Raw genomic sequence first — 14646 nt, 5'->3', positions numbered from 1 at the left:
GCAAGAACCCTTTTGACCACAATTATGGCAGACGAAAAATTCGAGTTTGACGACAACATCCACTGGTACAAAGACGCCATCATCTATGAGCTGCACATCAAGGCTTTTAAAGACGGGAACGGCGATGGCATAGGCGACTTCAAGGGCCTGATGCAGAAGCTCGATTACCTCGAGGACCTGGGCGTGACCGCCATCTGGCTGCTGCCCTTTTACCCCTCGCCCCTCCGCGACGACGGCTACGACATTGCCGATTACTTCAGCATCAACCCGAGCTACGGCACCATGCAGGACTTCAAGCTGTTTGTGCGGGAGGCGCATAAGCGTGGTCTGAAAGTGATTACCGAGCTGGTCATCAACCATACTTCCGACCAGCACCCCTGGTTCCAGCGCGCACGCAGGGCCAAGAAGGGCTCCAAGTACCGCGACTGGTATGTGTGGAGCGACGACCCGAACAAGTATAAGGATGTGCGCATCATCTTTACCGACTATGAGCCGAGCAACTGGAGCTGGGATCCCGTGGCTGGGCAGTACTACTGGCACCGCTTCTTCTCGCACCAGCCCGACCTGAACTACGACAACCCGGCCGTGCAGAAAGAGGTGTTCCGGACCCTCGACTACTGGTTCGATCTGGGGGTGGACGGTTTCCGTTTGGATGCCGTGCCCTACCTGTTTGAGCGCGAGGGAACGAACGGCGAGAACCTGCCCGAGACGCACGACTTCCTCAAAAAGCTGCGCGCCCACGTGGACCAGAAGTATAGCGGCAAGCTGCTGCTGGCCGAGGCCAACATGTGGCCTGAGGATTCGGCGTCCTACTTTGGCAACGGCGACGAGTGCCACATGAACTACCATTTCCCCATCATGCCGCGCCTGTTCATGTCGGTGAAGATGGAGGACCGCTACCCGATCATCGACATCTTTAACCAGACGCCGGCTATACCCGAGAGCTGCCAGTGGGCCATGTTCCTGCGCAACCACGACGAACTGACGCTGGAGATGGTGACCGACGAGGAGCGCGACTATATGTACAAAGTATACACCAAGGACCCGATGGCCCGCATCAACCTTGGTATACGCCACCGCCTGGCTCCGCTGCTGGGCAACGACCGCGCCAAGATAGAGCTGATGAACGTGCTGCTCTTCTCGATGAAAGGCACGCCGGTGGTATACTATGGCGACGAAATCGGCATGGGCGACAACTACTACCTCGGCGACCGCGACGGCGTGCGCACCCCGATGCAGTGGAACGACAACCGCAATGCCGGCTTTTCCGACGCCAACCCGCAGAAGTTATACTTGCCTGTCATCATCGACCCGGAGTATAAGTATGAATCGGTGAACGTGGAGACGCAGAACCACAACGCCAACTCCCTGCTGTGGTGGATGCGCCGCATCATCAACATGCGCAAGCGTTACAAAGCCTTTGGCCGCGGAAGTATAAAGTTCCTCAACCCGAGCAACGCCAAGGTGCTGGCCTTCGTGCGCGAGTACGAGGACGAGACCATCCTGGTGATAGCCAACCTGTCACGCTTCCCGGAGGCAGTGGAGCTGGATCTGCGCGAGTACAAGGGCTACATTCCGATGGAGGTTTTCAGCAAAAACAAGTTCCCAAGTATAAAAGACGAGCCATACCTGTTTACCATAAGCGGCCACGGCTATTACTGGATGGAACTGCGGCCGCAGGTGGTCGTGCAGGAGTCGGTGCAGGACCAGGCCAGGCCAGCCCTGAAAATGGGCAACCTCCGGCAGCCGTTTGATGCCCGCACCCTGCGCGAGCTGGAGAACCGCGTGCTGCCGAACTACATCTGGCAGCGCCGCTGGTTTGGAGGCAAGGCCCGCACGCTGCAGCGCATGCAGGTGGTGCAGAACATGCCGCTGCCGATGCTGAAAGGGGGAGGCGCCTCCCTGCTGTTTGTGGAGGTAAGCTACAACGAAGGCCTGCCGGAAGTATACCAGCTGCCTATAGCCTTTGCCGCCGGCGATCTGGAGCAGCAGCTGCGCGACCACTGCCCTGATGCCGTTATTGCCCGCGTCAGTATAGACGGGAAAGAGGGTATCCTGTATGACGCCCTCTACAGCGACGATTTCCGGCAGATGCTGCTGCAGCTGATGGTGCGCCGCAAGAAGCTTCGCCACGAGGGGGCAGAGTTGGTGGGCTACAGCCACCGGGAGGTAGCCTCGGAACTGAAGAACATGGAAGGACCTCTTACCTCTAGAATCCTGTCGGCTGAGCAGAGCAATACGTCCATCGTATACAACAACGCCTTCTTCATGAAGATATACCGCAAGCTGGACCGCACCCTGAACCCGGACGTGGAGGTGGTGCAGATGCTGACCGAGCAGGTGGGCTTTGAACATGTGCCGCGCTACCTGGGCTCGCTGGAGCAGCAAGAGGGCAACAAACCGCCTATGGTGCTGATGATGCTGCAGGAGTTGGTGCCCAACCAGGGCGATGCCTGGAGCTACTTCGGCGACTCGCTCAAGCGCCTTTACGAGCGCCTGAAAACGCAGACCGAGCGCCTGAAAGCGAATGCGGTTTCCGGCTCCCTGTCGCGGCCGCTGGCTTTCACTGAGATTCCGGAGGAGGTGCAGCTGCAGATAGGCGGCGCCCACGTGGAACGCCTGGAGTTGCTGGGCAGCCGCACGGCAGAAATGCACCTGGCGCTCGGTTCCATCAACGGTAACAAGGACTTTGTGCCGGAGAACTTCTCGCTGCACTACCAGCGCTCGCTTTATTCCTCGCTCACCTCGCTGGTGCGCAGCAACTTCGATAGCCTGCAGAAACACCTGCCGGAGCTGTCGGAGCAGGTGCGCGCAGAGGCCGAGGAGGTGCTGCAGATGCGCGGTGAGATCCTGGATCGCCTCAAGATGATTTTTGCCCATAAGATAGATACCCAGAAGATCAGGACCCACGGCGATTACCACTTGGGCCAGGTGCTGTTCACAGGCAAGGATTTCTACATCATCGACTTTGAGGGCGAGCCGGCCCGCTCCTTCAGTGAGCGCCGTCTCAAGCGCTCTGCCCTGCGCGATGTGGCCGGTATGATCCGCTCGTTCCACTATGCCGCCTACAGCGCCCTGTTCCAGGAGGAGGGGCTGCGCAAGGAGGATGTGGATTACCTGGAGGCCTGGGCCGAGCAATGGTACCACTATGCCAGCGGCTTCTACATGCACGCCTACCTGGGCAAAACCATGGGTACTGGCATTGTACCGGCCAAGGAAGAGGACTTTGAGACACTCATCCATACTTTCCTGCTGGAGAAAGCGATCTATGAGCTGGGCTATGAACTGAATAACCGTCCGGATTGGGTGCTCATCCCTATCAGAGGCATCAAGTACATCATGAAAAAGTATAAGAATGGCTAAGAGAAAAGAACCCAATACCCCCGAGACTACCGATCAAAACAAAGTAACCGAGGCCAACCCAGGTGCTTTAGGAGGAGCGCAGGAGAAGCCGCTGGCCCCTGAAGAAACTGCGGGTGCAGCCAAGCCCGCCGCCAGGCGGGGCCGCAAAAAGGAAGCTGAGGTTCCTGCCGCCGAAATGGGATTGCCCCTGACAGCACCGGAAGCCGCGCCCGCCAAGAAGCGCGGGAGGCCCAAGAAGGCGGACGAGGTGCCGGTGCAGGTAGCTGCTAAGGAGGGGGGGCAGGAGGTGGTGAAAGCCAAAACCCGCACACGCGCCAAAGCCAAAGCCCCTGCCGCCAAGACAGCGGAGGCCGGTGGTGTGACTGCACCGGCGGAGCAGCAGCCGGACCAGCCGGTGTGGTATGCCAGTCTTCTCACGGACTTCGACATCTACCTGTTTAAGGAAGGAAAGCACTATAGTCTGTACCAGAAGCTAGGCTCGCACCCGATGGAGATGCACGGGCGGCCGGGAACATACTTTGCCGTGTGGGCTCCGAACGCAGAGGAGGTATCAGTGATGGGCGAATTCAACGGCTGGAGCCGCGGGAGCCACCAGCTGCACATTCGCCAGGACGGTTCGGGTATTTGGGAAGGGTTTATCCCCGACGTGCGCACGGGCATGATGTACAAGTACCACATCAAATCCAAATACCACCTCTACCACGTGGAGAAGAGCGACCCCTTTGCCTTCTGCCGCGAGGTACCGCCGCAAACCGCCTCCATCGTGAGCGAACTAACGTATGAGTGGCAGGACCAGGCCTGGCTGGAGGAGCGTAAAAACAAAGCGGGCCAGCCGCAGCCCTACAGCGTGTACGAGCTGCACCTGGGCTCCTGGCGCCGCAAGCCCGAGGACAACAACCGCCCGCTCACCTACCGCGAACTGGCTGAGGAATTACCTGCCTATGTAAAAGAGATGGGCTACACGCACGTGGAACTGATGCCCGTGATGCACCACCCGTTTAGCGGCTCGTGGGGCTACCAGATTACCGGTTACTTTGCGGCGCACAGCCTGCTGGGCTCCCCAACCGATCTGATGCACCTGATCGATGTGCTGCACCAGCACGGCATCGGCGTTATCATGGACTGGGTGCCCTCGCACTTCCCTTCCGACGAGCACGGGCTGGCCTACTTCGACGGGACGCATCTGTTTGAGCACGCTGACCCGCGCAAAGGCTTCCATCCGGACTGGAACAGCTACATTTTTAACTACGGCCGCAACGAGGTGCGCTCCTTTTTGATCAGTAACGCCTTGTTCTGGCTGGATAAATACCACGTGGATGGCCTGCGGGTGGATGCTGTCGCCTCGATGCTATACTTGGATTACAGCCGCAAGGAAGGCGAGTGGATTCCGAACGAGCACGGGGGGCGCGAGAACCTGGAGGCGATCTCCTTGCTGAAGGAATTCAACCAGGCGGTGCACAAAACCTTCCCCGAGGTGCTTACCATTGCAGAGGAGTCTACGGCCTGGCCTGCCGTAACGGGTCCGGTGGAAAATGGCGGGCTTGGTTTTAACATGAAGTGGATGATGGGATGGATGCACGACACGCTGCACTACTTCTCCAAAGACCCGATTTACCGCCGCTACCACCAGGGCGAGATCACTTTCAGCCTGGTTTACGCTTTCTCGGAAAGGTTCATGCTGCCGCTCTCCCACGACGAGGTGGTGCATGGCAAGGGCTCCCTGCTGGGCAAGATGCCCGGCGATGAGTGGCAGCGCTTTGCCAACCTGCGTGCGCTCTATGCCTACATGTTTGCGCACCCGGGCAGCAAGCTCATGTTTATGGGAGCCGAGCTTGCCCAGGGCAGTGAGTGGAACCACGACAGCAGCCTGGACTGGCACCTGCTGCAGTATCCTAACCACCAGGGCATACAACAGTTACTGCGCGAGCTAAATGCTATCTACAAGGCAGAACCCGGCATGTACCGGCACAGCTTCAGCCCGGAGGGTTTCCAGTGGGTAGACCTGAACGATGCCCATAACTCGGTGATGAGTTTTCTGCGCAAGGCTGACAAGCCGGAGGAGGAGATACTGGTGGTATGCAACTTTACGCCGGCCCTGCACGAGCACTACCGCATCGGCGTCCCGCATGCCGGTAAATGGGTGCAGATCTTCAACTCCGACGACAGGCGCTACGGCGGCAGCGATGTGCACAACCTGGAACCGGTGCAGACGATGGCAGAGCCGTTCCATGGCCAGGCCCACTCCATGACCCTGAAGCTGCCGCCGCTGAGTGTGGTATACTTTAAGCTGACGAATGGACAGCATCAGTAGAAAAAATACGCCGGGCAAAGTATAAATAGCGCCCCGCCAAAGTATATTTTATACTTTGGCGGGGCGCTATACTGTATGATGATATAGTAACGGAAGCTTATACTTTTCACGAGAGGAAAAGCTATACTTTAATTTTGTCTACTTTCCTTTTCTGAGCGGGAAAAACCGCGACAAGCTTACCTGGCGCTCTTCCTTGGCCTGTGGCACCTCCACATCGGCCACGGAGCGCACATCCTCTATCGAGTAAAACGCCTGCGGGTTGTAGCTGCGGATAATATCGAGCACGTGCTGCAGCTTTTTGCGCTTCACGATCATAAACAACAGGTTTACCTTGCCGCGGGTGCCGCGGGCATCCACGCAGGTAAGGCGATAGCCGTGGCCGGAAAGCCGCTTGATAAGCTCATCGGCCGGCTCCACGGTAATGACGCGCACCACCATTTGCCCCAGCGCCAGCTTCTGCTCCACCCGCAACCCCAGAAAGTTACCCATCGCAAAGCCACCGGCCCAGGCCAGGTAAGAGGCCACGTTGTCCAGGTTCTCCATCACCTGCGTAATCGCCACGAGCCAGATAAGCACCTCCAGGAAGCCAAGTATGGGGGCCACTACCTTATTGCCTTTTGAGACAAACACAATGCGGAGGGTGCCCAGGGTAACGTCGCAGATACGGGCTAAGAAAATAAGGGCAGGTATGATTACCCAATCTACAATCGTCGGGTCGATACCATCGAAAAAATCCATAGTTAATGCTTTTATAAGGGCAGAAGCTAAGTTACGAAAGCCCTGCTACAGCGGCAAACCAGGCCGGCACAACCTGCTGCCTAAGTAATGCTTTTGATTTAAACACAGCAGCACCAGGAGCAGTATGTAAACCGGGGACACCATGATTTATACTTGCCGGCGAAAGTACACTTTCTGAATAAGATGGTCTGGCACAGGGCAAGTACCTGCTAATCATCCGTCAATATATATTTTCCTATATTATAGAACGTGCTGCGCTGATTATACGTATGTGAGGTAGGTTGATGTGTATCAACCACAGGAAAAAACAATTACCCGGCGCAAACTGCAGTACTTTATACACAGCTAATCTACCTGCTGCACTGCTTGCCGGGGAAATTACCACAGAGCATGGCAAAACTGATTATCGTATCGAACAGGCTACCTGTAAAGTTGCAAGAGAAAGACGGGGAACTGAGCTACAAAACAAGTGAGGGAGGCCTGGCTACCGGCTTGGGCTCCATCTATAAACAGGGGGATAACCTCTGGATTGGGTGGCCGGGACTGGTGGTGACAGCGCCGGAGAAGCAGCAGCAGATTGCCTCTGACCTGGTAGGGGAGAACATGAGCCCCGTTTTTCTGACCGAAACCGAGATAAAGGAGTTCTACGAAGGCTTCAGCAACGAGACGCTCTGGCCCACTTTCCACTACTTCAGCCAGTATGCCATTTACGACCAGCAGCTCTGGGAAACCTACGTGGAAGTGAACCAGAAGTACTGTGAGGCGGTAGTGGCGCAGGCCGGTCCGGAGGATACGATTTGGGTGCACGATTATCAGCTGCTGCTGCTGCCAAGCATGCTGCGCGAGCGGCTGCCCGACAGCACCATCGGTTTTTTCCAGCACATTCCGTTCCCCAGCTACGAGGTTTTCCGCCTGCTGCCCTGGCGCAAGGAGCTGCTGGAGGGCATGCTGGGGGCCGACCTCATTGGCTTCCATACCTATGATGACATGCGCCACTTCCTGAGCTCGGTGAACCGCATTGTGGGCTATGGCAGCATGCATGGCTGGGTCAACACGCCAAACCGCTCGCTCCTGGTCGATTCCTTCCCGATGGGCATCGACTATGAGAAGTATGCGGGCACTGCCGCTACCGACGAAGTGATGAAGCGCGAGCGGATTTATAAGAGCAACCTCAACGCCGAAAAAATCATACTTTCCATCGACCGCCTCGACTACTCGAAAGGTATCCCGCAGCGCCTGCGGGCCTTTGAGCTGTTCCTGGAGAAATACCCCGAGTTTCATGACAAGGTAACGCTGCTGATGCTGGTGGTGCCAAGCCGCGATGCAGTGGAGAAGTATAAAGAGCTCAAAGAGGAGGTGGACGAGCTGGTGGGCCGCATCAATGGTAAGTATAGCCACATCAGCTGGAACCCAATCCAGTACTTTTACCGCTCCTACCCACTGGAAACGCTTTCGGCCTTCTACCGCATGGCCGATGTGGCGCTCGTAACCCCGATGCGCGACGGCATGAACCTGGTGTGCAAGGAGTACGTGGCCAGCAAGCTCGACAAGAAAGGGGTGCTTATACTTAGTGAGATGGCCGGGGCCTCCAAGGAGCTTTCCGACGCCGTTCTCATCAACCCGAACGATATCAACCAGATGGTGGAGTCCATCTACCAGGCGCTTACGATGCCGGAAGAGGAGCAGGTGCAGCACATGGCCAACATGCAGGAGTCGCTGCAGCGCTACAACATCCATCACTGGGTCAGCATGTTCATGGACCGCCTGTCTTATGTCAAGATAAAGCAGCTGTCGCTGGCTACCACTTACCTCGACGAGTCTACCTTCCTGGAGATGAGCAACGCCTACGAGTCGGCCAGCTCGCGCCTGTTCTTCCTGGAGTATGACGGCGCCCTGGTAGACTACCGCAACCGGCCGCTGATGGCACGCCCCGATGATGACCTGATGGACCTGCTGGAGCGCCTGGGCAACGATCCGAAGAACAGGGTGGTGGTGATGAGCAGCCGCGAGAAAGCTACCATGCAGGACTGGCTGGGCCACCTCAACATCGATATTATTGCCGAGCACGGCGTTTGGATAAAACAGCGTGGCACGGGCTGGCAAACCATGCTCAGCCTGATGGATGACTGGAAAAAAGACATCCGCCTGATTCTGGACCTGTACGTTGACCGCACGCCCGGCTCCTTTATCGAGGAGAAGGAATATTCGCTGGTGTGGCATTACCGCCGCGTGGAAACCGGCCTGGGCGAGTTGCGTGCCCGTGAGTTGGTGAGCCACCTCAACTTCCTGGCTACCAACAGCAACCTGCAGGTGCTGGATGGGCAGATGGCCGTGGAGGTGAAGGCCCAGGAGATAAACAAAGGCAAGGCGTCAAGCTACTGGCTGAGCAAGTTCCCGCACAAGTTTGTGATGGCCGTGGGCGACGACTGGGGCGATGAGGATATCTTTAAAGCTATGCCGCGCAACGCCTACACCATAAAGGTAGGTAATGCGTCCTCTGTGGCGAAGTACCATGTGGATACCTGCCAGGAGGCCCGGGAGATGCTGGAGCGCTTGCTGCAGGGCACTAACCAGGAGCAGGCGACGGGCGGCGCGCTCATGACTGGCTGATAAATTGAAAAGTATAAAAGCCTCACCGGTGAACATTGTTCGGGTGAGGCTTTTGTTTTTTGTACCAATTGCCGTAAAACTAGTAGCGTTGCTATATGGTAGTAATTGGACTTTTAATTGAAACAGTGTCTGTAGTGCAACCTGCGGTTGGCATTTCTAAAGAGCGTTAAAAAAATACCAGCTGTTCCATTGTATATTTCCTTTATAGATAGTAATATGTTGATATAATCAAGCATGCACTAAAACAACCAACACGAGAATGAACAAAATACTATGTCCTACGGATTTTTCCGGCACGTCGGATAAAGCCGTAGAGTACGCAGTGCATATCGCCCAGCACGCGGGGGCCCACCTCACGCTGTTGCACGTGGTGCACCTGCCTATTGTAGACACGTCCGAAACGGCGTTGGTGGCAAGCGAGCTGCTGGGGGAGCAGATGCGCAACGCTACCGACAAACTGAAAGCAACCGTGCTACATCTGGAAGAAACGTATGGCGCCAACCGCGACGGCGGTTTTACCTGTGATTTCCTGGTTAAAGAGGCGCTCCTAACGGATGTGGCCAAGCAACTGAGCAAGCAGGAGAACTACGATTTGATTGTGATGGGTACTACCGGCTGCGACAGCACCATGGAAGAACTGCTGATAGGGAGCAATACTGAGGCCGTGATGGAAGAGGTGAAATGCCCGGTGCTCTCTGTGCCTCGGGACGCCGCGCCAGCCAAAGTGGAGCGCATCGTCTACGCATCGGATTACAGTGAGGAGGACATTGCAGCGATGCGGGAGGTAGTACAGCTGGGCAGTTGCTTCGGAGCCAAGATTGATGTGGTGCACATTGTTAAAAAGCCGGGGGAGCAGGATGGCGAGGAGGCTGCCGCCTTCAGGCTGGAAATGCAGGGGCTTTTCCCGGATGTGCCGCTCACGTTTCAGGAGCTGGTAAACAGGCACCGCGACGAGGGGCTGATGGAATTCTATAACCAGGCTGGCGGTGATGTGCTGGCGATGGTGAGAAGAGAGAAAGGATTTCTGAAGAGCCTGTTCACGCAGAGCCTTGCCGAGCGCATGACCTACCAGGCAAAGGTGCCGCTCTTAATCCTGCACGGAAAAAAGTAGCTCTACTATGAGATAAATCTGCCGTAGTGCAGTAAGCAAAAAGCCCCTGCCAAAGCAGGGGCTTTTTGCTACGCGCCCATCTCCCGGACAGCGTCTTTATCAAATATATTATCAAGGTCTTTGCTGCACTCCTGGCAGTTGTAGCGGCCATAATCTTCTATAGCGCGTGGCAACAGCAGGTTCCGGAACGAGCCCTTGCACTTAACGAGCACAGGGCAATCGTGCTGCACATGGAAAATGTCGGACACATTATCCTCGCAAATCCAAACACGCTTCCGAACCATATCCTCGGGTATCACGAAAAACTCCGGGGCGGGTCTCTTTGCTGTTGTGTCTGCTGCTGCTGTCGCTGTTTCGGCTACGGCACCGGCTTCTGCGCTGTCTGTTGTTTCCGTTGGCTGGCAAGAGGCCATTGCACAGAGGCAAAGTATAAGGGCGATGTTTGTAATGCTTTTGTAGAAGGATGTTGTCAAGTTCAGTTTCATATTTATGTGGCCTGGAAAAGCCAAAGGTATGAAATTAGCCGAACATGCCGCAACCAACCCCGCCTGCTATTGCTTTACAAACCTTCTCACGTGGCGTTTGCCATCGGTGTCCAGCAGCACAAGCACATACGTGCCACGCTCCAGCCTGCTTACGTCCAAACTATACTTTGTTATAGCGCTCTGTAACTGCTCTTCCAGGTGGCTGCGGCCCATGGCATCTACCACCATTACCTGCCGAACGCCTGATCCGGAGCTAATTTCCAGTTTGTGGGAGGTGATGGTAGGGAAAACCGCCACTTCCTGTGTTACCGAGCGGGTAACGGCTGCAATGTTAGAGTAAGTATAAGTTTCATCCTCGTCCACCTGCTTCAGCCTGTAGTAGGAGGTACCAGGCAGCGGCACCAGATCCAGGTAAGTATAATTAGTGGTGACTATCGTAGTTCCTTTGCCGGCTACCATACCAATGCCTTCAAAGAGTTTTCCATCGTGGCTGCGCTCTACTACAAAGTGACTGTTCTGGTCTTCGCTGGCGGTTTGCCACCTCAACGTGACATGCTCCTTACTGGCGCTTGCTCTAAAGTAGGCCAGTTCCACCGGAAGTGGTGCCGGCATCTGCATCAGCTGGGGTTGCGTGTGCCAGGTCACTGTTACATCGTCAATGGCTAAGCCGTGGTCGGATTCTTTTTCATCTTTATCGAGCCAGCGAAGCATGAGGTAATGGCCTTCAGGAACCTCTATTTGCAATACAGACCGCAGTAATTCCCGATTATCTGCAGCATTTCCGTTTAGTGCCCCGCCATCTGTTCCGTATTTGGGACCACTAAACTTTAACGCTGGCACTTCTGTCCAACCCTGATTTGATTTGAAAGAAGTGTCAAACCCGGTAATCTCGCTACTGATAGCATACCAGAAAGTAAGGTGGTGCTGTGGAGCACTTTTATTGATGAGACGCCACTGTTCACCAGTATAATCTACTTCTACTGCTTGGATAGCTGTACCCGTATTATTCTGCAGGAGCAGAGTATACATGAACTCACCGGCGTTAAGGGATGCTATGGAACCCAAAGCCCGTTCAGTTGAGCCTGTAGCCCCATAACTCAATAGACCTCCCGTATTACCGGAGCCGTTGTTGGCAGTTATCAGGCTATTCGCTATTGAGCGATAAACAGACCATCCGGGAAAATAATATGCACCACTTTCCCAGACACCAGTCCCTGAGGCGGGCAACCCGTTAAAGTCCTGGCTGTAACTGTTGATGCGTGGCCCCATGCTGATTTGGGCAGTAGCGGAGGTGTTGATAAGAAGGGTGAAGCAAAGTATAGCCACCTTGCAGGCAGTAGTAAAAGTTGTTTTCATTAGCTTGGAAAGGCTAAGTGGTTAAGTGTTAGGGTTTCATGTAAGAAAAAGTTATAGCCCGAACTATACAGAACTTCATAAAGTTCAATCCATATCTAAAATTTATCCTGATGTAGCAATAGGTGTCGCCAAGGCAACTAACAGCATGATACCGGGACTTGCATACCTCTCAAGCAGAGGCAGAAAACAGAATAGCAAACGGCAAGATCTGGGGCAAGTGAACACGCTCTAACCAGCTATACCAGCAGCATGATTTTATACTTTCCAATCAGGACTAAGGTATACTCCTAAGTCCGGCGGCAGGAACTTTCTGCAAATGGAAATTGTACTAAAGTACAGTATATGAAAATATGTTCATGTATGCTTTCAACCTAATATTACAGATTACCCTTGCATGGATAAGTTAAAAGTTCGGGTGGACCAGAAGAAGCTGGAGAGGGCTGCCTATGTGCTGAAGTGTTTGGCGCACCCGGTACGGATTAGTATCATAGACCTGCTGGAGCAGCGGGAGCGCCTATCGGTGAGCCAGTTGCAGGAGGTGCTGCAGATAGAGCAATCGCTGCTGTCGCACCACCTGACCAACATGCGCGACAAAGGCCTTGTGGAGACACAGCGCGAAGGCAAAAATGTCTACTACTCGCTCAGCAATGCTGCCGTTACCACCATTATCAGCTGCATACATGGCAAGCTATAGTACCTGCAATGGCTTTACCTTTCGTGCCAAAGTATAAGTATAAATAGCACAGGATACCTATCTTTACAGGATAGCATCAGCAAGAAAGTATAAGATATGAGAATAGTTATCATAACCCTGTTGGCAGTGCTCACATTTGGCTGCACCCGCACCCCGCAGCAGGTGCCGGCCCAGGTGCAGCGCCTAACGCCAAACGAGTTTAAGGAGCAGCGGCTAACCAGCAAAACAGTGGTGGTGGATGTGCGCACACCTGAGGAGTATGCTGCCGGCCACCTGGATGGTGCCACGCTCTCGGATTTCAGGGGCGGGGAGTTTGCGCAGGACATCCAGAACTGGGATAAAAACAAAGTATACTACCTGTACTGTGCCTCGGGCAACCGCAGCGGCAAGGCCGCCGAACTCATGAAAGAGGCCGGCTTTAAGCACATCTATGACCTTGGCGGCTACCAAACCCTGAAAGAAGCAGGTCTGCCCACCGAAACCGGGCAGGAATAAACGTATAAAATCCACAATAGAGGGGCAGAGAACGGCTATGGTGCTATTGCTGCCCCTTTTTCTGTGCCTGAAGTATAAATCAGTCTGCTTTCCTGTTGCCATACTTTTATACTTCAGGGTGATTATCAGCAGAAACTTCTTGCCATATTCCTATATTCTGATGTATCTTTAGGCGGATTTGGAGAAGAAGAGCTATGCGCGTACTACACACCTCAGACTGGCACCTGGGCCAGCGCCTCGTTAACCTCGAACGCACTGAAGAACACCAGCATTTTCTGACCTGGCTGCTGCAAACCATCGAGCAGGAGCGGGTAGAGGTGCTGCTCATGTCCGGCGACGTGTTCGACAGCGGCGCTCCCTCCAATACCGCGCTAAAGTTATACTATGACTTTCTGCGGAAAGTATGCGCCACCTGCTGCCGCCACATCATCATCACAGGGGGCAACCACGATTCTGTTTCCACCCTCAATGCCCCTAAAGAGCTGCTTGAGTGCTTCAACATTTACGTCATCGGAGGGGCCTCTTCTGATCCACTGGACGAACTCATCGAGCTGAAAAACGAACAGGGGGAGCTGCAGCTGGCGGTCTGTGCCGTGCCTTTCCTCCGCGATCGCGACGTGCGTTTGTCGGTGCCCGGCGAGAGCTTTGAGGAGCGGGAGCAGCGCATCAAGCAGGGCATCGCCGCACATTACCAGGCCTTTGTGCCGCACATCCAAAAGTATAAACAGCAAAGTATACCCGTGGTGGCCATGGGGCATTTGTTTGCCGCCGGCGGCTCGGCCTCCGAAAGCGAGAAGGAAATCCACGTGGGCAACCTAGGGCAAATTGGTGCCGACCAGTTTCCGCAGGAGTTCGACTATGTGGCCCTGGGCCACCTGCACCGCCCGCAGCAAGTAAATAACCGCCACCACGTCCGTTATTCGGGCTCTCCCATTCCGCTTAGCTTTAGCGAGGTAACCGATAAGAAAGTCGTATTTATACTTGATTTTGAGGAGGGCCAACTGAATGACCTGCGCGAGGTAGCAATACCCGTATGTCGCCAACTGGTGCGCTTTAAAGGCCCGCTGGAGAAGGTGAAGCAGCAGATAGCTTTATACGATAACAGCGCCTATGCGCTCACGGCCTGGGCCGAAATACAACTGGAGCTGGAAGCACACCTGCCCGACCTGAACCAGCAACTGGAAGAGGTGCTGAGCCTGAAAAAAGACGAGCTGCAACTGCTCATTCACCGTCCGCCACTTATTCAGAAATCAGCCCAAACCTTAGAGCAGCAGGTGGAGGAAGAGGCCGATCTGCACACCCTCCGCGAGCAGGACGTTTTTCTCAAGCGCTGCCAAAGTGCCTTCCCCGATGCTGACCATTCGGAACTGGTAGCCACTTTCTCGGAACTGCTGGAACTGATGGGGCAGGAGGAGATGGAAAGTTAGAAGGTTAGAAAGTTAAAAAGTCTGGTGAGCTTATAGTGTCTCTTCAACGGGTGTAA

General features: G+C 54.8%; 10 protein-coding genes. 7 read left to right on the top strand and 3 right to left on the bottom strand.

What is annotated here, in order from left to right; all coding sequences use genetic code 11:
- The first annotated feature begins 24 nt into the window (after window positions 1-24).
- Window positions 25-3363: a maltose alpha-D-glucosyltransferase gene (gene treS, locus C8N40_RS11155; RefSeq protein WP_108211856.1), complete on the top strand. Its 3339-nt coding sequence runs from the start codon at window positions 25-27 to the stop codon at window positions 3361-3363.
- Entirely contained in the window at window positions 3356-5674 is a 2319-nt protein-coding gene (gene glgB / locus C8N40_RS11150) for a 1,4-alpha-glucan branching protein GlgB (RefSeq protein WP_245905081.1), read from the top strand. The genes treS and glgB overlap by 8 nt, the downstream gene beginning before the upstream one ends.
- Window positions 5675-5812: 138 nt before the next feature.
- Here the strand turns inward: glgB and C8N40_RS11145 are convergent, their stop codons facing one another.
- A complete protein-coding gene (locus C8N40_RS11145) occupies window positions 5813-6412 on the bottom strand; it encodes a DUF2179 domain-containing protein (protein ID WP_108211855.1) in 600 nt (199 codons plus the stop codon).
- A gap of 390 nt (window positions 6413-6802) precedes the next feature.
- Between C8N40_RS11145 and C8N40_RS11140 the strand changes: the two genes are divergently transcribed.
- Window positions 6803-9022, top strand: a complete 2220-nt coding sequence (locus tag C8N40_RS11140; protein WP_108211854.1) for a bifunctional alpha,alpha-trehalose-phosphate synthase (UDP-forming)/trehalose-phosphatase — start codon at window positions 6803-6805, stop codon at window positions 9020-9022.
- 259 nt (window positions 9023-9281) lie between these two features.
- Window positions 9282-10133, top strand: a complete 852-nt coding sequence (locus C8N40_RS11135; protein WP_108211853.1) for a universal stress protein — start codon at window positions 9282-9284, stop codon at window positions 10131-10133.
- Between the two features lie 68 nt (window positions 10134-10201).
- On the opposite strand, the gene C8N40_RS11130 is transcribed toward C8N40_RS11135, so the two are convergent.
- The gene (locus tag C8N40_RS11130; RefSeq protein WP_146173552.1) at window positions 10202-10618 is read right to left on the bottom strand and encodes a hypothetical protein; all 417 of its coding nucleotides are present in this window, start codon (window positions 10616-10618) and stop codon (window positions 10202-10204) included.
- A gap of 66 nt (window positions 10619-10684) precedes the next feature.
- Window positions 10685-11362, bottom strand: a complete 678-nt coding sequence (locus C8N40_RS11125; RefSeq protein ID WP_146173551.1) for a T9SS type A sorting domain-containing protein — start codon at window positions 11360-11362, stop codon at window positions 10685-10687.
- 1006 nt (window positions 11363-12368) lie between these two features.
- Between C8N40_RS11125 and C8N40_RS11120 the strand changes: the two genes are divergently transcribed.
- From C8N40_RS11120 to C8N40_RS11110, 3 genes are all read left to right on the top strand, one after another.
- A complete protein-coding gene (locus C8N40_RS11120; protein WP_108211850.1) occupies window positions 12369-12668 on the top strand; it encodes an ArsR/SmtB family transcription factor in 300 nt (99 codons plus the stop codon).
- A gap of 96 nt (window positions 12669-12764) precedes the next feature.
- Entirely contained in the window at window positions 12765-13163 is a 399-nt protein-coding gene (locus tag C8N40_RS11115) for a rhodanese-like domain-containing protein (RefSeq protein ID WP_108211849.1), read from the top strand.
- Window positions 13164-13357: 194 nt separating this feature from the next.
- On the top strand, window positions 13358-14590 hold the full coding sequence (locus C8N40_RS11110) for an exonuclease SbcCD subunit D C-terminal domain-containing protein (RefSeq protein ID WP_108211848.1): 1233 nt from the start codon (window positions 13358-13360) through the stop codon (window positions 14588-14590).
- Window positions 14591-14646 lie beyond the last annotated feature (56 nt).

The sequence above is a fragment of the Pontibacter mucosus genome, assembly GCF_003054055.1.
Classification (GTDB): Bacteria; Bacteroidota; Bacteroidia; order Cytophagales; family Hymenobacteraceae; genus Pontibacter; species Pontibacter mucosus.
This window is presented reverse-complemented; position numbering and strand designations above follow the sequence as displayed.

Coding starts and splice junctions, on each gene's coding strand:
- treS (WP_108211856.1), top strand. CDS start 25: ATGGCAGACGAAAAATTCGAGTTTGACGACAACATCCACTGGTACAAA.
- C8N40_RS11130 (WP_146173552.1), bottom strand. CDS start 10,618: ATGAAACTGAACTTGACAACATCCTTCTACAAAAGCATTACAAACATC.
- C8N40_RS11140 (WP_108211854.1), top strand. CDS start 6,803: ATGGCAAAACTGATTATCGTATCGAACAGGCTACCTGTAAAGTTGCAA.
- glgB (WP_245905081.1), top strand. CDS start 3,356: ATGGCTAAGAGAAAAGAACCCAATACCCCCGAGACTACCGATCAAAAC.
- C8N40_RS11110 (WP_108211848.1), top strand. CDS start 13,358: ATGCGCGTACTACACACCTCAGACTGGCACCTGGGCCAGCGCCTCGTT.
- C8N40_RS11135 (WP_108211853.1), top strand. CDS start 9,282: ATGAACAAAATACTATGTCCTACGGATTTTTCCGGCACGTCGGATAAA.
- C8N40_RS11120 (WP_108211850.1), top strand. CDS start 12,369: ATGGATAAGTTAAAAGTTCGGGTGGACCAGAAGAAGCTGGAGAGGGCT.
- C8N40_RS11145 (WP_108211855.1), bottom strand. CDS start 6,412: ATGGATTTTTTCGATGGTATCGACCCGACGATTGTAGATTGGGTAATC.
- C8N40_RS11115 (WP_108211849.1), top strand. CDS start 12,765: ATGAGAATAGTTATCATAACCCTGTTGGCAGTGCTCACATTTGGCTGC.